Raw genomic sequence first — 22,478 nt, 5'->3', positions numbered from 1 at the left:
CACGGCGCCTTCTCCCGTCGCGTCAACGAAAACCTCCCGAAACATTGACCGCCCCTGTACGCCAGGCTAGCGTGCGCGCTGGAAAGCATGGATGAGAACTGAGTCTACATACGTAGACGGCTTGGTCAATCGAGGAGTTCGCATGGCTTGGCCGGACTGGGTGGCCCTCGGCGGCTACTTCGTGGTGATGCTGTTCATAGGCCTGTGGTCGCACAAGCGCGTCAGCGATGTGAGCGACTACTTCACCGGCGGCGGCCGGATGCCCTGGTGGCTGTCCGGCATCTCCCACCACATGTCGGGATACAGCGCCGCGGTGTTCGTCGCCTACGCGGCGGTCGCCTACAGCTATGGCATCACCATCTATGTCTGGGCGTTCCTGCCGCTCGCGCTCGCGACCGGCGTCGGCGCCTGGCTGTTCGCCCCGCGCTGGAACCGGCTGCGCCGCCGATACGACGTCGCCTCACCGCTCGAATACCTGGCCCGCCGGTACAACATCGCCACCCAGCAGGCGCTGGCCTGGAGCGGCGCGCTGCTCAAGGTGTTCGACGTCGCCGCGAAGTGGGCCTCGGTCGCCATCCTGCTGAACGTGTTCACCGGGGTCTCGCTCGACATCGGCATCCTGATCACCGGTGTGGTCACCCTGGTCTACTGCACGGTCGGCGGCCTGTGGGCGGACGCCCTCACCGACTTCGGGCAGTTCATCATCCAGGGCGTCGCAGCGCTCTCCATGGTGATCATCACGCTGAACCATGTGGGCGGCTTCTCCGGGCTCGGCTCCCTCTGGCACCGGCTGCCCGCCGACCACACCCACCCGCTGGTCGGCCCGTACACGGCCGGCTTCCTCACCGCGTACGTGGTCGTCAAACTGTTCGAGTACAACGGCGGCATGTGGAACCTGGCCCAGCGCTACATGGCCACGGACTCCGCCCCCGCCGCCAAGCGCTCGGCCCTCCTGTCCGCGGCCCTCTATCTGATCTGGCCCGCCGTGCTGCTGTTCCCGTCCGTGGTCGGCCCGGTGCTGATGCCGCACATCGCGGACCCGCAGCAGGTGTACGCGCTGATGGCCGAGAACCTGCTCCCGGCCGGTCTGGTCGGACTGACCCTCGCCGGCATGTTCTCGCACACCATGGCCATGGCCTCCTCGGACGCCAACGCCATCGCCTCCGTGGTCGTCCGGGACATCATCCCGGCCGTCGCCCGCCGGGGCCGGGCGCTCAGCGCCAGGAGCGGGCTGCTCGCCGCGCGGATCTGCACCGTCGCGTTCATCGCGGTGAGCATGGTGGTCGCCATGGAGGCGAGCCACTTCGGCGGCCCGCTCGGCATCATCACCGCCCTGGTCGCCGCGGTGATGGGCCCGATCTCCATCCCGATGCTGCTCGGCCTGCTGCCGGTGTTCCGCCGCTGGGGTTCCCTGGCCGCGCTGCTCTCCTGGGCCTGCGGCCTCGCGAGCTTCGTCCTGGTGAAGTACATCCTGGACAGCACCGACCAGACCCTCACCATCGCCACCCCGCTGGCGACCTCCCTCGTCCTGTACCTGGTCATCGGCCTGGTCCTGCCCCAGCCGTCGGCGGCCGCGGACGAGATCACGGCGGCGGTGAGCGCGGCGGCGGACGTCCCCGCCCCGGAGGGCCCCACACCTCCACTGGTCCCCGACGCCGGAACGGCTCGTGGACGACAATGATCAGATACCACTGGCCATAGCGAGGGAGCCCACGTGCCCGAAGCCGCTCGGAACGGACTGATCATCTTCCTGAACGGGACGTCGAGTTCAGGCAAGTCCAGCATCGCCGAGGAACTGCTGGAGGTGCTGGACGAGCCGAGCTTCCATCTGCCGGTGGACGCCTTCCACGCGATGCGAACGCGCCGGGAGGCCGACCCGGAAGAGCTGCCCGCCATTCTGAGGCGCACCTGGATGGGCTTCCACCGCGCGGTCGCCGGCATGGCCGCGGCCGGCAACCATGTCGTGGTCGACCATGTGCTCAGCGAGGAATGGCGCCTCCTTGACTGCCTGGAGCTCTTCACCGCCAGGGATGTCGTCCTCGTCGGCGTGCGCTGCTCGCTGGACGAACTCCACCGGCGTGAACAGGCACGCGGCGACCGTCCGGAGGGCCTGGCGGCGCGCCAGTTCGAACTCGTCCACGCACACGGCCTGTACGACATCGAATGCGACACCACCTCGACGAGCCCCCGGGACTGTGCCGGGCAGATCAGCGCCTTCCTGCCCAGGCGCCCGACCCCGACGGCGTTCGAGCAACTCCGCGCGAAACTGCGCCCCGACCTGACGGCCCCCGGTCCAGAGGCCGTCGTACTGTCCTGACCTCGCCGTCGGGCCTTACGGGCGACTCACATGTTGCCGGGTCCGCTCATGGGGATCTGCGGTGCCGTCGGGATGCAGTGCTCTGAGCTGAACTTGAGCCAGCGGGTCACTCGACCCGTGCCGCGATGGCTCGGGCGCACTCCATCGGCTCCGTGTGCGTGGTGTCGACCTCCAGGTCGTACGTCACGCCACGGTGGACCACCTCGGCCTGGGCGGCCGCCATCCCTACCGTCCGGTCGCCGCGGGCGAGTTCACGGTCCGCCGCGACCGCGGCATCGCACCGGACGCCGATCCACAGCACCCCCAGCCCGTCCAGGGCCTGCTGCCATCGCCGCTGTGAGTACGGCCCGCCGAGGAAGACCTCGTCGACGACGACCCGCGCGCCCGCACGGGCCATCGCGGCGATCCCCTCGATCCAGGCCGCCTCCAGCGCCCGGAACTCGGGCCCGACGCCGACCTGGCCGTCCGCGGCGAACTCGATCCCGCCGTCCGACGCCCGCAGGGACGCGGGCAGCGCCTCCACCATGGTGTCCGTGCCGAGCGCCAGCCATGGATCGGGCAGGATCGCCTGGAGGCACCGGATGATCCCGGACTTCCCCGCGCTGGAACCGCCGTTGACCACGATCACCTGAGTCGTCACCGCCCCACGGTAGAGGCGTCCGGGCGACACGGAAAACATGTTTCCGCCGAGCTTCGGCGGGCTCTGTCGGCTTACCGACCAGGGCGGAGAGGGCAGGATTTGAACCTGCGTGGGCCCCGAAGGGCCCGACCATGAGGCGTGGCTCGGTGGTCCCCGATAAGCCGCTCCGGGCACCTCTCCCTGTTCCCGGCTCCGGGTGGCGCCCCGAACCGTTCACAGGAAAGAGAGTGACACGGCCCGCTGACGGGCGGCTGACGCGGCGCTGATCCTGGCGCCGCGGTCCCGGACCCCGCCCCGATCTACGACCGCTCCCGCACGCCGTCGAGAAGCCTCAGCTCCTCCGGTGTGAACTGCGGCCCCGCCAGCTGCGGTCGAAGGGGGCCCAGCAGGGCGGAGAGCAGCACGCCGGGCCGGACCAGGGACGTGGGGGGAGCCTGCAAGGTCAGTACGTCGGTCAGGGCCGTGGCCGTGCGGAAGGAGCCGGTCGCGGTGCGGGAGAGACGGTTGACGTAGCGCTGCAGCAGCCGGTCGGCGACATGCGGGTTCTTGCCGGTGGTCGTGGCGAAGTGGATGTCCTGCCCGACGGTCAGCGCCCACGCCGCCTCGACCGGCCGCGCGATCGCCCGCTGGGCGCGCCGCGACAACCCCGGGACCAGCCCGTCGCGGGCCAGCTCGCGCAGTGCCAGCGCGCCTTGCGCGATCACCGAAAGGCCTTGGCCGTACATGGGGTTGAAGGCCGCGACGGAGTCACCCAGCGCCACCAGTCCCTCGGGCCAGGTCCTGAGCCGCTCGTAGTAGTGGCGCCGGTTGGCCGTGCTGTGCGTGATGCTGACGTCGGTGAGCGGCTCGGCGAGTGCGAGGAGGTCGGCGATGATCGGATGCCGCAGGGTGCGTGCGAACGGCTCGAAGGCGTCCGCGTCCCGGGTGGGCTGCCCGCCGGGAGCGCCCATGAGACTGACGTGCCAGCGGTCGCCCTCGATCGGCAGGATGCCGCCCGCACTGGCGGGGCCGGGCAGCCGCGGGTCGGCGTTCACACTGACCACCGGCCAGCCGTGGGTGGGGACGGGGGCGCGGTACATCCGGCTGGCATAGACGAGACCGGAGTCGACGCGGTCCTCGGCGAGTCCGCCGATCCCCAGCTCGGTGAGCCACTGGGGCATACGGGAGGCTCGGCCGGACGCGTCGATCACCAGATCGGCACGCAGTGCGGTCTCGCGTGCGCCCTCACCCTCACCCCCACCCTCACCCTCGCCCGAGGTCCGGATGCGCACTCCGGTGACCCGGCGCCCGTCGCCGAGCAGCCCGATCGCCCGGGACCGCGTACGGACGGTGACATGAGGCTCTTTGAGCACCTGCTCCCTGATGACATGGTCCGTCAGATCCCGGCTCGCGGTCATCAGCCGATGCGTGGTGCGCCGCCAGCGCCGATACCAACCCTCGGGTGAATAGATGATCATATTGGTGGTCACCGGAATGCGATGCGCCCCCGAGGCCGCCAACTGGTCGATCACACCGGGCAGCAGCTCCTCCAGCGCGTCCACACCGCCGGACTGGAGGAGATGGATATGCACGGCCTGCGGGACGCCGACGCGCGGCTCGGGCCCCTCGGGAAGATCGTGGCACTCGATGATCTCCACCGATCCGACCTGGTCCTTGACGGCGGCCGCGGCGAGCATCCCGGCCATACTGCCCCCGATGACGACGGCGCGGGCGGGGCTGTGCCGGATGGCTTCACTCATGGTCGGCTGCTTTCTGCGGGGAGACGGTGGTGTGCGCGGAAGTCCTGGACGACGGGCGAGTCGAGCGCGAGGGACAGCGGGACCAGATCCTTGGAACGCCAGACCGTCGAGCCGGGCGCGTCCGGCATCAGGTCGGGGTGGGCGCGCCGCCGCTCGACCGCGACCACGATCATGGCCGCGTCGGCGCTCGCCGCGGCCGAAGCCTCGTCCGGGCAACGGCTCAGCGCCGCCCGGTGGGCCGCGTCGCGGACGGCCGGCTCGCAGTAGGGAGCGAGCGCGAGGATGGCGTCGTACAGCGCCGTCCTGCGGCTCATCAGCAGCATGGCCGGGGAAGTACGCCACCAGGGCAGTGCGGAACGGATCGCGCCGGGGGTGGGTACGTCACGCAACAGCCGCCACATGGGCGCGAGTTGACGCAGCTGCCGTACGACCTGGACGGTCCGTGCCGCTCGGGGCCCGATCAGTGGCAGCGCGTATCCGACGGCGCCGATGACCGCGGACAGGGCGGCGAACCGAGGGGAGACCTGCGAGATGAGGAAGTCCAGGTCGTGGCCGAACCAGCGGGCGCCCACGGCGACGAGGCGGGTGACGTCGTAGCCCACATGGAGCAGGTAGGCCGCCACCAGGAGGTGCAGCCCGGCCCGGAGCGAACCGTGCACCTCTTTCGACCAGCGTCGGCACAGGGTGACATTGGCGACGGCCGCCACACCGTGGGCCAGGAGATACGTGACGATCATCTCCCGGATCCAGGGCGTGCCCGCGTAGTACGAGTCGAAGAGCGTGACCTCTTCCACCGGGGTGTTCCCGGCCCAGAAGAGGACCACGACGGTGAGTACGGCCAGGCTGTACGCCGCGACACACCAGCGCGCGGCGCGCCGGGTCTGCTCCGGGGGTGCCGGGCGCCAGTGGATGATCAGCAGGAGACTCGCGCCGGAGTACGCGGTGAGCGCCGCGTAGACGACCAGGGCCGCGCAGTTCGTGATGCCGGTGGCCCGGTTGAGCGCGACGATGGACTGCGGTGCGGCGAGCAGCATGATGCACCCGCCGGCGAACAGCTGGGTGAACGCCGACCACAGCAGGGGGTCGCGGCGTCGCTGGGCGAGCGGGGGCAGTTTCAGGGCACAGACCAGGAACAGCGCGGCGCCGCCGACGTAGTAGACGAGATTGCCGGGTCCTGATGCCACTGTCCTGTTTCTTTCCTGGTCTCGCCGGGCTCGGCCGGGCCGCACGGGCGGGGTGTCGTGCGCGCTGCGCGTCGTACGGATCAGATCTGACGGAACCGATGGGCCATCGACGCCCCGATCCGGCCGCTGACATGGTGGGGATCGCCGAGGGAGTCCTTCAGCCGCAGGGCCGCCTGGAGATCGGTGGCGAGCCGCAGGCCGAAGTGCTCGGCCTCGGTCTCCTCGTCCACCCCGCGGCTGTCCGAGCGCGCGGCGTAATGCAGGGCCGCGTCCGTACGGTCGGTGAGCGGCGCGTCCGGCTCATCGACCGCGGAGACGACGGCCACGAACGTGGCGAGACCCACCGCGCCCTCGGTCCCCGACGCGCGGGTGGCGTGCCGTTGTGCGTCGCCGCGACCGCGGTGCCCGTGGAACATGTGCCAGGCCTCATGACCGATGATCACCAACTGGTGCTCGGGGTCGGTGTTCTCCTCGTAGACGATCAGATCATGGCCCGACCGGTCCACCCACAGCCCGCTGGCGGTCACCGGCGGGAAGGCGGCCGCGCGCAACCGCACCGTCCGGCCTCGTACCGCGGTCAGGGCCTGGCCGAGGAGCGGGATCACGTCCTCGTCGGCGGCCGGGGTCGGCAGACTTCCGATGAGCCGGGCGCTGAGCCGCCGCATCGCCTTCGTGGACGCGCTCACCGGGCGCCCTCTTGATCGTCGAGTTCCAGCAGGGCCTTCAGCGTCGCGTTGAGCACGTTCCAGCGCTCCTGCGGCAGGTCCCGTGCCTGCCGCAGGGCGAGGCCGCGTACGTCGTCGCGGCCCGGTGGGGCCGATGGCAGGGCCGCCCGGCCCTCGGGCGTGGACCGCGCGGCGAGCAGGGATCGCAGCGCTCGATCGAGGGCTTCGTCGGCCGCGGCGGTGAAGAACGCCTCGCCGCCCTCGACCCCGAAGAAGTCGACCAGGCCGTGCAGCAGTTCCACGCTGGGCACCTTGTCGCCCGCGCAGACCTGCCGGGCCCAGAACGCGGAGACCCCCAACTGCCGGGAAATGGCCGCCGCAAGGTCCGACATCCGCTGACCCGTGCGGGCAAGACGGTCGTCCGCGAGCGCCCTGATCCGCGACCGGACCCGCTCGTTGACCGTCTCGGCGGGCGGCTGCCCACCGCGCAGCAGTGTGCCCACGACGTCCTCGGGCAACGCGGTGCTGACCGCCAGCCTTCTGACGTCGAGGAACTCCGACCGTTCGAGGCCCTCCTGCTGGATCAGCGCGTCAAGACGCCGAAGGGTCTCGGGCAGCGGCGACGACTCCACCGATGTGCTCCCAGAGCTCGCGGGACTGCTGCAATGCTCATGGCACCTTATGCGCAACCGGCGTGAGTTCAATGATCGTTTATTGGCCAAAGAACGATCGCTGACGAAGGGCGCGCGGGATCGACGCTCCACGTTATGACGTTTCCGGCGGAGGGCGTTGTCAGCGCGAGGGCACTCTCCGCCGCGGGCACCTCCTGGCTCCCAACCTTTTTGCGTTTCCGGGGTCTGGGTCGACGGGGAATTGGTTCTGGGACCGCTGGACGCTCCGACGAGGTCATGGTTCTCCCGGTCGGTCAGCCCGATCTCGGGGCGCTACGGCGACTCGGCGTGAGGAGGGGGCCGGGCGAGGACGAATTCGACGCCGTGGGGCTGGGCCGCCATCGGAGCGACGACGACTGGCTCGGTGGGCCGGAGAGCGGGACGTGACGCCGAACTCCGGTGCACGCGGCTGACCTTCAGCGGGTGCGGGGCCCGGCGGCCGGCTGGATCGGTGTCCAGCCACGACCGTTGACCGGCCGCATACCACCAGAGGTGAGGCGCGACGCGATCAGGAAGTGCGGCAACCGCGGTGCGACGTTCTTGCCGCCCGACGTCACCGGCAACTCCTTCTCGCGGCCCGTGATCCGCAGGAAGCCGCCGTCCAACTCGCCGTGATCCCCGGGGTTCTGGAGCATGCCCGTGAGGGCCTCGGTGTTGTCCAGATCGGCGACCAGGGCGCCGAGGGCCGCCCACAGGCGATCGACGAGAAGTCAGCGGTCATGGCGGCCGACCTGATGATCGTGACAGCGGAAACGGTTGGACATGCACAGGAGCGTCGGATAGCCGTCGTTCGAATTGGTCGTACTTCGCCGATCCGATTTGTGTGGGTCAGGTCCACTGACACCCGCCGCCGGGGCCGGGGTTCAGGCCTCGGCGAGGAGGGGGTCGTAAGGGGTGGAGAGCCGGCGGCCGGACATGAAGGACAGGAAGTCGCGGACGAAGGCACCGCGGGTGAAGACGGCGGTGTCGTCGGTGGCTTCGCCGGCGGTGTCGCGGTGGAACGCGGTGCGGAACAGGGCGCGGTACTCGGCCTCGTCGATGCGCTGGTCGCCGTCCTTGTCGGTGGCGTCGAAGAGGACTTCGGCGGTCCTGATCAGCGCGGGTCCGGCCAGGGAGGGCGCGGCCGCGGCGTACTCCTCGGCGCTGACACGGCCGTCGCCGTCGGTGTCCAGGGCCGTCTGGAGTTCGCGCCACCAGTCGGCGAAGGCGTCGTAGAGCCGGGTCTCCGCGGGTTCGTCCAGATCGAGGCGCCCGGACAACTCCCGTGCCATCGCGGCGAGATCGGGCCAGGTGAGGTAACCGTCGCCGGTCTGGTCGAGTACGTCGCGGAAGAACTCCTCCGCACTGCGCTGTCCCGACGGCGGTGCCGCGGGGGCGGGTTGGAAGGACGTGGGGGCGATGAGGCGGAGCAGGGCGCCGGCCCGCCGCATCCGCTCGTGCAGGGCCGTGACGGTCCTGGCCCGGGGGTCGTCGCTGCTGGGGGAGAGGGCCAGCAGGTCGGCGATGTTCTGGGCCTGTAGCCAGCCCTCGGGCAGGAAGCGGGCCAGGTCGACGGTCAGATAGGCGCCCTGCATCAGGGTTTTCGCACCGAGCAGTTCCGGCAGGCCGGCCCGGCGCCGGAAGGATTCGGGGAGGGAGGCCACCGTGATCGCTCCGAGGGCAGGGCCGACGACGGCACGCCCGAGCGCCCACAGAGTGGGAAGGCCGTGGAGCAGCGGGGGAGCGGGGAGGTGGTCGAAGAGCTTGTAGAGGATGATACGCATCGCCTCGGTGTTCTCCAGCTCCTCCTCCACCATCCGGTCGTAGTAGGGCCAGAACTCGGTGAGGGAGAGCGGTAGTTGTCCGGTCTCGTCGCCGAAGGCCGCGTGATACGCCCGGAATTCGCCGTACAGCCGCTCCACGGCGCTCGGTGGCAGCGGACGGCCGCTCAACCGGCACATCGTGACGGCACTTTCGAACAGCGTCGCGACCACCCAGGCCCGTACGCCGGGGTCCATCGCGTCGTACGGCCGGTCGTTCGCGTCCCTTCCCTGCAGCCGGGTGTGCAGTCGGTTGAGGCGTGCGGCCTCCTTGGCACGCACCTGGTCGTCGGCGCCGAACATGCGCTGGAGACTCAGGAAGGTGTTGCGCAACCGGCGCCAAGGGTGGGTGACGAAGGTCGAGTTGTCGATCAGCGCGGCGCCGATCTGCGGGTGCGCGGCCTCCAGCACGGTGGCACGGACCATGGCGAAGGCCCAGCGCGGGTCGTCGAAAAGCTCGTGGAACTGCGAACCCGGCCCGAACAAGGGTGGCTGCGCGGTGTCGTCGGCTGCGTGGCTCACGGTCACGGCTCTCCGTTCTCCGTCGGCGGCAGGCCACCGAAGCGGCGCCGGCGCTGCTGATAGGTGTGCAGGCATTCAAGGAAGTGCGATGCGCGGAAGTCGGGCCACAGGACCGGCGGGAAGACCCATTCGGCGTAGGCGACCTGCCAGAGCATGAAGTTGGAGATCCGCTGTTCCCCCGAGGTGCGGATGACCAGGTCGACGTCCGGTGTGTCGGGGAAGGGCAGATGGGCGGCGAAGCTCTCCTCGGTCACGGCCTCGGCCGGCACCCCGTCGCGGATCAGCGACCGTGCCGCCGCCACGATGTCCCGGCGCCCGCCGTGGTCGAAGGCGATGGTCAGGGTCATGCCCCTGTTCCTGCCGGTCAGGGTCGTCAGGTCGGCGAAGTCCTGGGCCAGCGCCGAAGGGATCCGCGGATGCGTCACGCCGAGGAAGCGGCAGCGGATCCCCCGCGCCTGCAACAGCGGGGCATGCTTGCGCACCGAGCGCCGTACCAGCTGCATGAGGAAGGCGACTTCGGCATCGGGCCGGCGCCAGTTCTCGGTCGAGAACGCGTACAGGCTCAGCCACTCCACCCCGGCCGACCGCGCCGTCTCGATGACGTCGATCACCGTACTCTCCGCGGCCAGGTGACCTGCCGTACGCGGCAGCGAACGCCGCGCCGCCCAACGGCCGTTCCCGTCCATCACACAGGCGACGTGCCGAGGCACCGGGCGCTTGCCGGAACCCTCGGGTAAGGAGCCCGAGCCCTCGACGGCCGACCGAGACGCCATGCCTACCCCCCACCACACGCGACGACGACCGCCCACCACCCAGGGGTCAGCCCCACCCGCCCTGATGTGCGCGTATGAGCTGATCACCACATGGCAGACTGCCACCCCGCGACCGGGCGCGGCGGGTCAGCAGGGGGAGATTCACCCTTGGCGCAGGTGTTCGAGTCAGGCGCCGGCCGACACGCGTCTGACCATGCCCGGAGGCCTGCGCACGGCTTGGGTGTGGTCTGCGCACGGCCTGCCGGGATGCCGGTACGGCCCAGGTGGAGTACGTACCGGCATCCCCGTCACGGTCACGCTGTCGTCCGTATCGCCTCGGCGCTGAGCCGGCGCGGCTCAGGAGGCCGGGTGGACCACCATGGCCGAGCCGCCGTCGCGCCGCTTCGGCTCGGCGACCGCCGTGACCCTCCCGTGGGAGCCGAACTCCAGCGCGGCGACGGCGCCGATCTCCGGGGACGGGGTGAAGGCCGGGGGAGCGAGGACGAAGTGCTGGCCGAGCGCTTCGAGCGCGGGGCGGTCCGGTGAGTCGAGGAAGGCGGGCTCGGCCTCCGTGGCGGCGCCGTTGCGCTGCGAGATACGCGGCGCGGCGACCGCCTCCGGTAGCGTCATGCCGAGGTCGAGGCGGTTGACCAGGGTCTGGAGCACGGTGGTGATGATGGTCGCGCCGCCCGGCGAGCCCACGGCGATCACGGGCCTGCCGTCGCGCATCACGATCGTCGGCGCCATGCTGCTGCGCGGCCGCTTGCCCGCGCCCGGCAGATTCGGGTCGGGCACCCCCGTCTGCAAGGGCGTGAAGTCGAAGTCCGTGAGCTCGTTGTTGAGCAGGAACCCACGACCGGGAACGGTGATCGCCGAGCCGCCGGTCTGCTCGATCGTCAGCGTGTACGACACGACGTTGCCCCAGCGGTCGGAGACCACCAGATGGGTGGTCGACCGGCCCTCGTACGGTTCGGGCGCGCCGCTGCCCGGATCGGCGCAGCCCGCCGGGTGGCGCGGGTCGCCCGGGGCGACGGGGCTGGTCAGCGCGGTGGTGGGCCGGATCAGACAGGCGCGGTCCTTGGCGTACTCCTTCGCCAGCAGCTCCCGCGCGGGAACGTCGGAGAACGCCGGGTCGCCGACCCAGCGGTTGCGGTCCGCGAACGCGATCCGGCTGGCCTCCAGATAGTCGTGCAGCGCCCGCACCTTGTCGGCCGGGGACAGCTGGAGGTTCTCCAGGATGTTCAGCGCCTCCCCGACCGTGGTGCCGCCGGAGGAGGACGGCGCCATGGAGCAGACGTCCAGCCCGTGGTACGTCGTACGGGTCGGGGCGCGCAGGATCGCCCGGTAGGCGGCGAGGTCCGAGCGCTCCATGAGGCCGCGGCGCACCGTGCGCGTGGACCCCGGGGCCACCGGCGGGTTCTGCACGGTGCGCACCACGTCCCGCCCGATGTCCCCGAGATACATGGCGTCCATGCCCGTACGCGCCAATTCCCGGTAGGTCCGCGCGAGTTCGGGGTTGCGGAACAGGGTGCCGACGACCGGCAGCCGGCCGTTCGGCAGGAACAGCCGGGCGGTCGGGGTGAAGTCGCGGAAGCGGGCCTCGTTCATCTCGGTCTGGGCGCGGAACTGCTCGCTGACGACGAACCCGTCGTCCGCGATCCGGATCGCCGGCCGCATGGCCTCGGCCGGCGAGATGGTGCCCCAGGTGTCCAGCGCCTTTTGCCAGGTCGCCGGGGTACCCGGAACACCCACGGACAGACCGGAGTTGACCGCGTCGTCGAACGGGATCGCCTTGCCGGTGGCCGGGTCGGTGAACGAGTCGGACCGCATACGCGCCGGTCCGGTCTCCCGGCCGTCGATGGTGTGGACGGTGCGGGTGCGGGCGTCGTAGTGGACGAGGTAGCCGCCGCCTCCGACACCGCACGAGTAGGGCTCGACGACACCGAGCGCGGCGGCGGTGGCGACCGCGGCGTCGATGGCGTTGCCGCCGCGGCGCAGCACGTCGATCCCGACCTGGGTGGCGTACGGGTTGACGCTGGCGACGGCACCGCCGTGGCCGACGGCGACCGCCTGCTTGGCGGGCGGCTGGAGGCCCGGAGACGGCTTCTGTGGGGCGGTGGCGGGGGAGGCGGCGGCGGTGTGGGGGAGCAGGGGGAGAGTGAGCAGCGCTGTCGAAGCGGCGGTCACCACGGTACGGCGGGTGGTCACGAAACCTCCGATTTCACCCCTCCTGGGAGGGGGTCGCCGACGGGAGCGGGGTGCGCGAAACCCTTGCAGCCGGCCGTGGGGCGGGCAACCGCGTGGATCAAGGTTTGCGGAAGATCTGAGGTTTCCCGACGGTGGGGTTCGCAGGCGGGCGAGGGGCCAACGCCCCAGGTTGCAGGGCCTGTTGGTGAGCCCGTCCCGAAGAGGGCGGCGGAGGCGGAGGGTTCAATCGTGTCCGAGGGTGCTCTCGCGGTGCACCAGGGTGTAGCCGGCGTGGATCCGGCGGGCCTGCTGCCGTGGGGCGCCGTCGAGTTGGGAGAGCACGGACTCGACCGCCATCCTGGCGATGGACGCCTTGTCGGGGGAGACCGAGGTGAGGGTGACGGCGCCGAAGCGGCCCTCCACCACATCGTCGAACCCGACGACCGCGACGTCCTCGGGGACGCGCAGCCCGCGTTCGGAGAGCACGCGCAGGGCGCCGATGGCGATGAGATCGTTGTAGGCGAACACCGCGTCCGGACGGTGGCCCGCGTCCAGCAGCCGCGCCATGGCCGCCGCCCCGTCGGCGTGGCCCCAGCCGTCGGTGGCGGCCACCAGCCGGTCGTCGGCCACGAGACCCGCCGCGTCCAGCTCCTCGCGCCAGCCGCGCAACCGCAGATGGGCGGGCTGGCTGCGGCCGCGCCTGGCGCCCAGGAAGGCGATGTCCCGCCGCCCCAGGGAGATCAGATGCCGCACCGCCTCATGGGCGGCGGCGACATTGTCGATGGAGATGTGGTCGTAGGGCAGGTCGTACTCGCGCTCGCCGAGCAGGACGAGCGGGACGGGCGCTCGCTCGCGCAGATCGTCCGCCTCCAGCTCGATGGGGCTGAGGATCAGGCCGTCGATCACCCGGCTGCGAAAACCCTGGCAGACCAGGGTCTCCTGATCGCGGCGGCCGCCCGTGTGGTCGAGCAGCACGGTGTAGTCGTGCTCCGCGGCGGCGTCGACGACCTCGGCGGCCAGCTCGGCGAAGTAGGGATTGCCCAGCTCGGGCAGGGCCAGGGCGACTATCCCGGTCCGGCCCTTGCGCAGGTGCCGTGCGGTGAGGTTGGGCCGGTAGCCGAGCTCGTCGATCGACTTCTGCACGCGCGCCCGCATCGCGGGGGTGACATGCGGTTGGTCGTTCACCACGTTGGACACGGTCTTGATGGAGACACCCGCGTGCGACGCGACGTCCTTGAGGCTCACCCGCACGACGTTCCTCCCCGCCCGGACCGGAGCCCCGGGCCGACGAACCCTGCCAGGCCCGGCAACCGGACCGCACCCGGCGCTCCGCAAGGGACGATGCCGGTTTTCCAACGTTATACGGGGCCGTGCTCCGTCCTGGCAAGCCCGGTCGCCGGCGGGAGACGGGGAACGGAGTGCGGGAACCGTGGCGGGCTCCCGCACCCCTGGAACGCCGCATGTCACACAGCGAATTGGTGATCCATCAGCTCAGCTTGAACTTCTGCGCGGTGGATCCGTTGCAGTCCCAGATCTGCAGGCGGGTGCCGTTGGCGGTCGCGCCGCTGGGGGAGTCCAGGCAGCGGCCGGACTGGGGGTTGAGGAGCGATCCGTCGCCCTGCTGCACCCACTTCTGTCCGCCGACGCCGTCGCAGTCCCACAGCTCGACCTGGGTGCCGTTCGCGGTGCCGTTGCCGTTGATGTCGAGGCAGCGGCCGAGGGTGCGCAGCGAGCCGTCGGCGTTGTGGTACCAGTGCTGGTCGACGGCCCAGGACTGGCAGTCCCACAGCTGTACGGCCGTACCGTCGCCGCCGCTGTCATCGGCGGCCACGTCGACGCACTTCGACCCGGTGCCGACGACCGGCGCACCGCCGTTGACGGAGAACTTCTGCGCTGCGGCGCCGTTGCAGTCCCAGATCTGCAGGCGGGTGCCGTTGGCGGTCGCGCCGCTGGGGGAGTCCAGGCAGCGGCCGGACTGGGGGTTGAGGAGCGATCCGTCCGCCTGCTGCACCCACTTCTGTCCGCCGACGCCGTCGCAGTCCCACAGCTCGACCTTGGCGCCGTTCGCCGTCCCGTTGCCCTCGATGTCCAGGCACCGGCCGATCGTGCTGAGGGAGCCGTCGGCGTTGTGCTGCCAGTGCTGGTCCTCGGCCCAGTTCTGGCAGTCCCACAGCTGTACGGCCGTGCCGTTGGTGCCGGTGTCGTCGGCGGCGACGTCCACGCACTTGCCGCCCGGTCCGGTGACCGTGCCCTGGGGCCCGTTGGGCACGTCCGTCTCGCCGGAGTAGCCGACGGAGACCACGTTCGACTGGACGGCGTTCTCGGCGGCGTCGGTCGGATAGCCGGCGACCATCACGCCCTCGAAGAAGGTGCCACGGTTCCAGTTGCTGTTGTCACCGCCCGTGCCCAGGATGATGCCGCCCTCCTGGTGCATGGGCCGGTAGCCGGCGCGGGTGGGCAGACCGCCGTCCCACCATGTACTGAGCGCCCCCGACTGGGAGTTGCCGCCCTTGAGCGCGTACTTGGTCTGCCCGTCGTTCTTCAACACGGCGGTGACGAACGGGCTGTTGTTGCCCCGGTTGGCGGTGTTGGAGCCGTTGTCGCCCTGGAACATGCCGTTCTCCATGTCGGCCTCGATCCACGGCCCCGACCCGGTGCACGGTGCGAAGTAGCACGTGGTGGCGATGGACACGGCGTCCATGTGACCGTTGCCGGTGTCGGCCGGGGTGCTCTCCGCGTTGCCGTAGTCGAAGCAGCAGTCGGAGCCGACATGCGTCCCGCTGGCCACCATGTAGGCGCCCTCGGGCTGCCCGTCGACCGCGACGCCGGAGGCCACCCCGGTGTAGCGGTAGCCGACCCCCGGCGAGACCCAGATGCCGTACACCTTGTGCCCGCCCGCCGTCACCGCGATCTCGCTCGCGTCGGCGCCGCGGTCGGCGCCCATGCCGGAGGTGCCGGCCGGGCCCGGGGTCAGGTCGTTGTGCCGCGAGGTCTGGTCGTAGACCTTGGTGATCCGGCAGGTGGTGTTCTGGCAGAACGTGTCCTGCTGGCCGGCGTTGGCGTAGCCGCCCGCGGACAGCAGCCCGATGTCCGCGCGGGCCCCGTCCGAGGCACGCGTGACCTGGTACAGCGGGCCGTTGTACGACGACAGCAGGGCGCGCGTCGTGCTGTGCGCGGCGACACAGGGGGTGCCGGCCGCGCCGTAGATGTCGCACGGCAGCGAGCCCGCGGCCTGCGAGACGCCCGGCAGGGCGATCAGGGCCCCGAGGACGAGCCCGATCGCCGCGACGGCGGACAGCAGATGCCGCAGGGGACGGCGGAGCGCCCACCGCGCGGCGCGGCGGAGACCGCCTCCTGCGGTGGATTTTTCTCTGCGCATGGTGTGCTCCCGGTGCTGGGGGAGAGGGGGGAATGGAGCTCGACCTGCCGAGGCGGCGGCAGGCGCACTCGGCTCGGCGCCTTCATGGCACCGGGCTCTACCAACGTTGTAAACGGGATCCGCCACATGACAGCACAGCCCTCACGGGGGCGTCCATCCCTGTGCGTGAATCCGGACGCACACCCGGCCGCGATCCTGCGACGGGTCGTAAACCCGCTGTTCATAAGGGAGTTGGCGGCACTCGAAGCCTGCCAGCCGCAAACTTCGGGTGCCCGGGAGCCGTTGCCGAGCACCCTGCACGCGAACGGAACGCCCCACTCGAAGAGTTGCGTACCGCGGGTTGACATCGGGTTTGACGTTCCCTCAATGTCTACAACGTTGAAAAGCCCGCCTGTCGCACCACCCTCCGCGATCGAGGGTCCAGGTGGCCTCGTCTCTTCAGCCCCCGCCCCTTCGTTGCATCGTTGAGGATGTGATCGGCGCGTGAACGTCTCCTCCCGAGCCAAGGCCCTTACCGCCGCAGTGCTCACCGCCGGCCTGTGCCTGGCCGCCACCGGATGCACCAAGTCGGACTCCTCCTCCGGCGGTGACGTGCACGCCTCGGCTGCCTCGAACAACGACTCGGCCGCCTCCCAGCAGGTCGCCTCACCCTCGGCGGCGGGCCCCGGCTGCACCTACAAGACCTACGGCGGCGGCGTCCCCCGGCTGGACCTCACCGACGGCAAAACGATCGTCGGCTTCTCCCAGTCGGAGTCGACCAGCAACCCCTTCCGCGCCACCGAGACCAAGAGCATCGAGCAGCAGGCCGAGAAGCTCGGTGTCAAGCTCATCGAGCGCAATGCCAACGCGGACGTCAACACCCAGAACTCGCAGATCGAGGACATGATCGCGCAGGGCGCCAAGGCCCTGATCGTCGCGCCGGAGAACTCCGACGGGCTCGGCCCCGCCCTGGCCAAGGCCAAGTCCGCCAAGATCCCCGTGCTCACCATCGACCGCACCGTCGGCGGCACCGCCTGCACGGACTTCATGGCCTTCATCGGCTCGGACTTCTACCACCAGGCGCAGCTCGCGGCCGATGACCTCGCCGGCGCCACCGGGGGCGGCGACGCCCATGTCGCCATCCTCACCGGCACCCCCGGCAACAACGTCACCACCGACCGGACCAAGGGCTTCGAGGACCGGGCCAGGGCGAAGTACCCGAAGATGAAGGTCGTCGCCTCCCAGACCGGCAACTTCGCCCAGACCGACGGCCAGAAGGTGATGGAGCAACTGCTCCAGTCCCACACGGACATCAACGCCGTCTACGCGGAGAACGACGAGATGGCGCTCGGCGCGATCCAGGCCATCAGGTCCGCGGGCAAGACACCCGGCAAGGACGTCAAGGTCGTCTCCATCGACGGCATCGAGCAGGCCGTGAAGAACGTCGGCGCCGGTCAGATGGTCTCCGACATCGAGACCAACCCGCGTTTCGGCCCGCTGGCCTTCCAGGCGCTCCAGGACTTCTACGGCACCACCGGCGTACAGCCCAAGGTGATCATCAAGGACGGCCACTTCACCGCCGACAACGCCAAGCAGGCCCTCGACCAGGGCCTCGTCTACTGAGCCACGGCCGAAAGGCGAGGCAGGCGGCGGCCCGCATGAGGAGGAAGACGTTGGTCCAGCAGGGCCGGGCACCTCGCAGCGACTGGATCCTCGAAGTCGCCGAGGTCGACAAGAGCTTCGCGGGCGTCCACGCCCTGCGCGGGGTGGACTTCCGGCTGTGCCCCGGTGAGGTGCACGCGCTCATCGGCGAGAACGGCGCCGGAAAGTCCACGTTGATCAAGGTGATGACCGGTGTGTACCGGCCGGACGCGGGGCGGGTCCGCCTCGCGGGCGAGGACCGCGCCTTCCGCAACCCCCTGGAGGCGCAGACGGCCGGCATCTCCGCGATCTACCAGGAGGTGAACCTCGTCCCGCTGATGTCGGTGGCCCGCAATCTGTGCCTGGGCCGCGAGCCGCGCCGCTTCGGCCTGGTCGACGTACGGGCCGTCAACCGCATCGCCCGCGAGACGCTCAAGCGCTACGGCGTCGACGTGGACGTCACCCGCCCGCTCGGCAGCCTCGGTCTCGGCGCCCAGCAGATGGTGGCCCTGGCCCGCGCGGTGCGCACCGACGCCCGCGTGGTCGTGATGGACGAGCCGACCTCCTCGCTGGAACCCCGCGAGGTCGAGACCCTCTTCTCGGTGATCCGCGGCCTGCGGAGCCAGGGCATCGCCGTCGTCTACGTCAGCCATCGCCTCGACGAGTTGTACGAGATCTGCGACCGCTTCACCGTGCTGCGCGACGGCGCGGTCGTGCACACCGGTGCCATGGCCGGACTGGAACGGCTGAAGCTCATCTCGCTGATGCTCGGCCGGGAGATGGCCGCTGTGCGGACCAAGGGCGCAACGGCGTTCGGTACCGGCCGGCACGGTCAGCAGAACGGAGACGGCGGAGACGGCGGAGACAGCGGAGACGGCGGGCCCGAGGCCGCTCCGGTGCTGCGCGCCACCGGCCTGACGGTCCGCCACAGGATCCACGATGTCGGCCTCGACATCCACCACGGCGAGGTCGTCGGGCTCGGCGGGCTGCTCGGCGCGGGCCGCAGCGAGACCGCCAAGGCGATCACCGGCGCCCTCGCCACCGACGGCGGCACCGTCGAGGTGGACGGCGTCCCCCTCGCCCGCCGGAGCCCGGCCGCCGCCATCAGGGCCGGCGTCGTGATGCTCGCCGAGGACCGCAAGACCGAGGGCATCCTGCCCAACCTCTCCGTCCGGGAGAACATCTCCCTGGCCCTGCTACCCCGGCTCGCCCGCGCCGGTGTGGTCTCGGGGGCCAGACAGGACGACGTCGTCCGCTTCTTCATGGAGCGGCTGCGCATCAAGGCGGCCGGTCCCGACCAGAAGGTCAGCGACCTGTCCGGCGGCAACCAGCAGAAGGTGCTGCTGGCCCGCTGGCTGTGCCTGGACCCCAAGGTGCTGCTCCTGGACGAACCCACCCGGGGCATCGACGTGGGCGCCAAGGCCGAGGTGCAGGCGCTCATCGACGAACTCGCCGAACAGGGACTCGGGGTGCTGCTGATCTCCTCGGACCTGGAGGAACTGATCGAGGGCTCGGACCGGCTCGTCGTCCTCAAGGACGGGCGGGCGGTCGGCCATCTCCGGGGCGAGGACATCACCGAGCAGACCGTGCTGGACACGCTCGCCGCCGCCCCGTCCTCCGCGGACCTGAACGGCGAGGACCTGCACGGCGAGGACCTGAACGGCGAAGCCCCCGCACCGGCCCCCGACGGCAACCCGACGCAGGCCCAAGGACGCCCGGCCGCCCCGGCCGTGACGAAGGAGGAGTCCCGATGACCCCCACGGCCTGAGCCGCCCCCGGCCCGCCGGACCGGGCCCGGCTGACCCGCCTGCTCCAGTCGTACGGCGTCTACGCCGCGCTGCTCCTCCTGTTCGTCGTGGCCGCCGCCCTGGACAGCTCGTTCCTCTCCGCGGGCAACGTCCGCATCCAGCTCTTCCAGGCCGCCCCCACCCTGATCGTCGCCCTCGGCATGGCCCTGGTCATCGGCACGGAGGGCGTCGACCTCTCGGTCGGCGCCGTCATCGCACTCGCCGCCTCGGTCGTCCCCCTCTACCTCGGCTACGGAGCGCCCCTCGCGGTGCTGATCGCCCTGGTCTGCGGCGCGGTCTGCGGCGCGATCGGCGGCACCATGGTCGCCCTCGCCCGTATCCAGCCGATCGTCGCCACCCTCTCGCTGATGATCGGACTGCGGGGCGTCGCCGAGCTGATCAACGGCAACTCCGCCAAGCCGGTCACCGATGCCGGGCTGCTGGGCCTCGGTTCGGACGGGTTCGCCGGTGTCCCCGTCATGGCGTGGATCGCCGGGGCGTGCGCCGTGCTGACCGCGCTGCTGGTACGCCGGACCACCTTCGGCCGGCAGCTGATGGCCATCGGCGACAACCGCCGGGCGAGCAAACTGGCCGGTCTGCCGGTGCGCCGGGTGCTCGTCACCGTCTACGTCCTGTCCGGCGTCCTCGCCGCCCTCGCCGGCGCGCTGATCGTCGGGCACGGCGCCGAGGCGGACCCCGCCAACCAGGGCCTCAACATGGAGCTCAACGCCATCACCGCCGTCGTGGTCGGCGGCACCCCGCTCACCGGCGGCCGGGTCCGGGTCCTCGGCACCGTGGCCGGTGCGCTGTTCATGCAGCTCATCACCGCGGTCCTCACCCAGCACAACGTGCACACGTCGTACACCCAACTCGTGGAGGCCGTCATCATCTGCCTCGCGGTCTACGCCTCACAGGAGCGAGGTACCCGATGACCCCCGCCGCCCTGCGGCCCGCCACCCGGCCGCCGCGCCCGGCGTCCGACGCCGCGCGGCCGGCCGTCCTGCGCGAACGCCTGGCCTCCCACATCCAGCGCCGGGGCGCGCCGGCCGTGCTGGTGCTGATGGTCGCCCTCGCCTCCGCGACCTCGTCCACCTTCGCCACCTGGTCCAACGTCTCCAGCATCCTCGGCAACAACGCCTTCGTGTGGCTGCTGGCGCTGGGCATGACCTTCGTCATCCTCACCGGCGGCATCGACCTGTCCGTCGGCTCCGTGTACGCGCTGGGCGGGGTGCTCGGCGCCTACGGCGCGCACACCGGCGGCACCTGGCTCGCCGTCACCCTGCCCCTGGCGGTCGGGGCGCTGTGGGGCACCGCGCAGGGACTGCTCGTCGCCCGTGCCCGGATGGCGCCCTTCATCGTCACCCTCGCCGGACTGCTCGGCGCGCGCGGCCTGCTCCAGGCACTGACGAACGAGGGGGCCACCACCTATCTCGTCCCCGCCGACTCCGCCTTCCGCCGCCTGGGCGACGGCACCTGGGTGCCGGTCCTCCTCGTGGCGGCCCTGTTCGGGGGCGGCGCGCTGCTGCTCACCCGCACCCGGTTCGGCGCCACGGTCACCGCGCTGGGCGGCAACGAGAACGCCGCCACGCTCATGGGCCTCCCCGTGGCCCGCACCAAGGTCCTCGTCCACGTCCTGTCCGCCACCCTCGCCGCGACCGCCGGCGCGCTCGGCAGCGCCCGCCTCGGTTCCGGCGTCACCACCATCGGCATCGGCTACGAACTCACCGCCATCGCCTCGGTGGTGATCGGCGGCACGCTGCTGACCGGCGGCAGCGGCTCCATCGGCGGCACGGCGAGCGGCGTACTGGTGCTGGCCGTCATCCACAACCTGATCGACCACTACTTCTCCCAGTACGGCTCCGCGTTCACCGACACGGTCAACGGCGCGTTCCTGGCCGTCGTGGTCCTCGTCCAGACCCTGCTCAGCCGCACCCGGCAGCCGGACTGACGCCACCGACCTACCGAAGGAGTCCCGTGGGCGTCAGCCTGAAGGACGTCGCACAGCGCGCCGGGGTTTCCGTCAAGACTGTGTCGAACGTCGTGAACAACTATGTCCATGTCTCCCCCCGCACCCGGGCCCGGGTGCAGCGGGCCATCGACGAACTCGGCTACCGGCCCAACCTCGTCGCCCGCCATCTGCGCAACGGCCGCACCGGCATCATCGCGCTGGCCGTCCCCGAACTGGGCAACCCGTACTTCTCCGAGGTGGCCGGAGCCGTCATCGACGCGGCCGCCCGGCACGACTACACCGTGCTGCTCGACCACACGGCGGGACTGCGGGAGAAGGAGATCCTCGTCTGCCAGGGCTTTCGCGCGCAGATCATCGACGGCCTCATCCTCAGCCCGATCCGGCTGGCGACGGAGGACCTGCTCGGCCGCACGGACACCTCGCCCCTGGTGCTCCTCGGGGAGCGCGAGTACGACGCCCCCTTCGACCACATCGCCATCGACAACGTGGCGGCGGCACGCGCCGCGGTGCAGCACCTACTCGACACCGGCCGCCGCCGCGTGGCCTTCCTCGGCGCCCGCCACGAGAGCGCACGGGAGCCCGCGCACCTGCGGCTGCGCGGATGGCGCGAGGCACACACCGCCGCCGGTCTGCGACCACCCGAGCCACTGGTCATGGCCACCGACGGCTACGACCGCCAGGACGGCGCCGTGGCCATGGCCGCCCTCCTGGACCGGGGTGAACGGCCGGACGCCGTCTTCGCCTTCAACGACCTCGTCGCCCTCGGCGCCATGCGCGTCCTGGCCAGACGCGGACTGCGCGTCCCCCAGGACATCGCGGTCGCCGGCTTCGACGACATCGAGGAGGCCCGCTACGCGGCCGTCGCGCTGACCACCGTCGCCCCCGACAAACGCGCCATCGCCCAGATCGCCGTCGACTGTGTCGTGGAACGCATCGCCGCCCGCACCGCACCGGTCCCACGCCGCATCCTGCCGGGCTTCGAACTCGTGGTGCGGGAGTCCACGGTGGAACGCCGCGGCTGAGGCGGGGCGCTCCCCGCCACGCCCCGCCGGCCCGCCGACACCGGCGGGCCGCACTCCCCGCGGCCCGAACCGTGCTCGTACCCATCCGGCCGTCGATCGATTCCCTGACCGTCCGGGGTCGGCGGCGGCTTTTGTGCGAGGCCGGGGGACTGGGTTAACCTGCGGCGTATTTTCCCCTCGTGTAAATCCGTGAACTGGGGAAATGCACACGTGAACCGCCGGGTC

General features: G+C 71.0%; 18 protein-coding genes and 1 pseudogene. 7 read left to right on the top strand and 12 right to left on the bottom strand.

The annotated features are described in order from the left end of the window. The first annotated feature begins 142 nt into the window (after positions 1–142). Positions 143–1,681 (top strand): sodium:solute symporter family protein, encoded by a 1,539-nt coding sequence (locus AB0N90_RS21770; protein WP_365198933.1) that lies wholly within the window; start codon positions 143–145, stop codon positions 1,679–1,681. A gap of 33 nt (positions 1,682–1,714) precedes the next feature. Continuing rightward, complete coding sequence (locus AB0N90_RS21765; RefSeq protein ID WP_365198931.1) at positions 1,715–2,317, top strand: AAA family ATPase; 603 nt, start codon at positions 1,715–1,717, stop codon at positions 2,315–2,317. Between the two features lie 106 nt (positions 2,318–2,423). Here AB0N90_RS21765 and cpt read toward each other — a convergent pair whose 3' ends face one another. The 12 genes and pseudogenes from cpt to AB0N90_RS21705 form a co-directional block, all read right to left on the bottom strand. Next, entirely contained in the window at positions 2,424–2,957 is a 534-nt protein-coding gene (gene cpt, locus AB0N90_RS21760) for a chloramphenicol phosphotransferase CPT (RefSeq protein ID WP_365198930.1), read from the bottom strand. Between the two features lie 84 nt (positions 2,958–3,041). Then, positions 3,042–3,137 (bottom strand): annotated as a pseudogene (locus AB0N90_RS21755). Between the two features lie 119 nt (positions 3,138–3,256). Continuing rightward, entirely contained in the window at positions 3,257–4,696 is a 1,440-nt protein-coding gene (locus AB0N90_RS21750; RefSeq protein ID WP_365198929.1) for a pyridine nucleotide-disulfide oxidoreductase, read from the bottom strand. Next, positions 4,693–5,880, bottom strand: coding sequence for an MAB_1171c family putative transporter (locus tag AB0N90_RS21745; RefSeq protein WP_365198926.1), 1,188 nt, complete (start codon positions 5,878–5,880; stop codon positions 4,693–4,695). The genes AB0N90_RS21750 and AB0N90_RS21745 overlap by 4 nt, the downstream gene beginning before the upstream one ends. 80 nt (positions 5,881–5,960) lie before the next feature. Next, complete coding sequence (locus tag AB0N90_RS21740; protein WP_365198923.1) at positions 5,961–6,566, bottom strand: toxin-antitoxin system, toxin component; 606 nt, start codon at positions 6,564–6,566, stop codon at positions 5,961–5,963. Next, positions 6,563–7,177 carry a hypothetical protein gene (locus AB0N90_RS21735; protein ID WP_365198921.1) on the bottom strand — a complete coding sequence of 205 codons (615 nt, stop codon included), beginning with the start codon at positions 7,175–7,177 and terminating at the stop codon, positions 6,563–6,565. Before AB0N90_RS21735 ends, AB0N90_RS21740 begins: the two co-directional genes overlap by 4 nt. Before the next feature lie 455 nt (positions 7,178–7,632). After that, positions 7,633–7,851 carry a hypothetical protein gene (locus tag AB0N90_RS21730; RefSeq protein ID WP_365199152.1) on the bottom strand — a complete coding sequence of 73 codons (219 nt, stop codon included), beginning with the start codon at positions 7,849–7,851 and terminating at the stop codon, positions 7,633–7,635. Positions 7,852–8,079: 228 nt separating this feature from the next. Then, complete coding sequence (locus AB0N90_RS21725) at positions 8,080–9,537, bottom strand: oxygenase MpaB family protein (protein WP_365198919.1); 1,458 nt, start codon at positions 9,535–9,537, stop codon at positions 8,080–8,082. 2 nt (positions 9,538–9,539) lie between these two features. After that, positions 9,540–10,310: a polyprenyl diphosphate synthase gene (gene uppS, locus AB0N90_RS21720; protein ID WP_365198916.1), complete on the bottom strand. Its 771-nt coding sequence runs from the start codon at positions 10,308–10,310 to the stop codon at positions 9,540–9,542. A gap of 336 nt (positions 10,311–10,646) precedes the next feature. Beyond that, positions 10,647–12,497, bottom strand: a complete 1,851-nt coding sequence (gene ggt / locus AB0N90_RS21715; RefSeq protein ID WP_365198914.1) for a gamma-glutamyltransferase — start codon at positions 12,495–12,497, stop codon at positions 10,647–10,649. Between the two features lie 222 nt (positions 12,498–12,719). Continuing rightward, the gene (locus tag AB0N90_RS21710) at positions 12,720–13,727 is read right to left on the bottom strand and encodes a LacI family DNA-binding transcriptional regulator (protein WP_365198913.1); all 1,008 of its coding nucleotides are present in this window, start codon (positions 13,725–13,727) and stop codon (positions 12,720–12,722) included. Positions 13,728–13,962: 235 nt separating this feature from the next. Next, positions 13,963–15,855, bottom strand: coding sequence for an arabinofuranosidase catalytic domain-containing protein (locus AB0N90_RS21705; RefSeq protein WP_365198912.1), 1,893 nt, complete (start codon positions 15,853–15,855; stop codon positions 13,963–13,965). 483 nt (positions 15,856–16,338) lie between these two features. Here AB0N90_RS21705 and AB0N90_RS21700 point away from each other — a divergent pair, with 483 nt between their 5' ends. From AB0N90_RS21700 to AB0N90_RS21680, 5 genes are read left to right on the top strand one after another with little or no spacing between them, the layout of a single operon-like run. Continuing rightward, the gene (locus tag AB0N90_RS21700; RefSeq protein WP_365198910.1) at positions 16,339–17,457 is read left to right on the top strand and encodes an ABC transporter substrate-binding protein; all 1,119 of its coding nucleotides are present in this window, start codon (positions 16,339–16,341) and stop codon (positions 17,455–17,457) included. A gap of 35 nt (positions 17,458–17,492) precedes the next feature. Beyond that, on the top strand, positions 17,493–19,229 hold the full coding sequence (locus AB0N90_RS21695; protein ID WP_365198909.1) for a sugar ABC transporter ATP-binding protein: 1,737 nt from the start codon (positions 17,493–17,495) through the stop codon (positions 19,227–19,229). A gap of 44 nt (positions 19,230–19,273) precedes the next feature. Then, the gene (locus AB0N90_RS21690; protein ID WP_365199141.1) at positions 19,274–20,194 is read left to right on the top strand and encodes an ABC transporter permease; all 921 of its coding nucleotides are present in this window, start codon (positions 19,274–19,276) and stop codon (positions 20,192–20,194) included. Then, a complete protein-coding gene (locus AB0N90_RS21685; protein WP_365198907.1) occupies positions 20,191–21,210 on the top strand; it encodes an ABC transporter permease in 1,020 nt (339 codons plus the stop codon). Before AB0N90_RS21690 ends, AB0N90_RS21685 begins: the two co-directional genes overlap by 4 nt. 26 nt (positions 21,211–21,236) lie before the next feature. After that, the gene (locus AB0N90_RS21680; protein WP_361678399.1) at positions 21,237–22,253 is read left to right on the top strand and encodes a LacI family DNA-binding transcriptional regulator; all 1,017 of its coding nucleotides are present in this window, start codon (positions 21,237–21,239) and stop codon (positions 22,251–22,253) included. The last annotated feature ends 225 nt before the right edge of the window (positions 22,254–22,478 follow it).

This window comes from Streptomyces sp. NPDC093018, assembly GCF_040684035.1.
Lineage (GTDB): Bacteria > Actinomycetota > Actinomycetes > Streptomycetales > Streptomycetaceae > Streptomyces > Streptomyces murinus.
This window is presented reverse-complemented; position numbering and strand designations above follow the sequence as displayed.

Excerpts from the sequence above, each read along its gene's own strand:
- AB0N90_RS21770 (WP_365198933.1), top strand. The coding sequence starts at position 143 with ATGGCTTGGCCGGACTGGGTGGCCCTCGGCGGCTACTTCGTGGTGATG.
- AB0N90_RS21750 (WP_365198929.1), bottom strand. The coding sequence starts at position 4,696 with ATGAGTGAAGCCATCCGGCACAGCCCCGCCCGCGCCGTCGTCATCGGG.
- AB0N90_RS21730 (WP_365199152.1), bottom strand. The coding sequence starts at position 7,851 with ATGCTCCAGAACCCCGGGGATCACGGCGAGTTGGACGGCGGCTTCCTG.
- uppS (WP_365198916.1), bottom strand. The coding sequence starts at position 10,310 with ATGGCGTCTCGGTCGGCCGTCGAGGGCTCGGGCTCCTTACCCGAGGGT.
- AB0N90_RS21705 (WP_365198912.1), bottom strand. The coding sequence starts at position 15,855 with ATGCGCAGAGAAAAATCCACCGCAGGAGGCGGTCTCCGCCGCGCCGCG.
- AB0N90_RS21695 (WP_365198909.1), top strand. The coding sequence starts at position 17,493 with ATGAGGAGGAAGACGTTGGTCCAGCAGGGCCGGGCACCTCGCAGCGAC.
- AB0N90_RS21685 (WP_365198907.1), top strand. The coding sequence starts at position 20,191 with ATGACCCCCGCCGCCCTGCGGCCCGCCACCCGGCCGCCGCGCCCGGCG.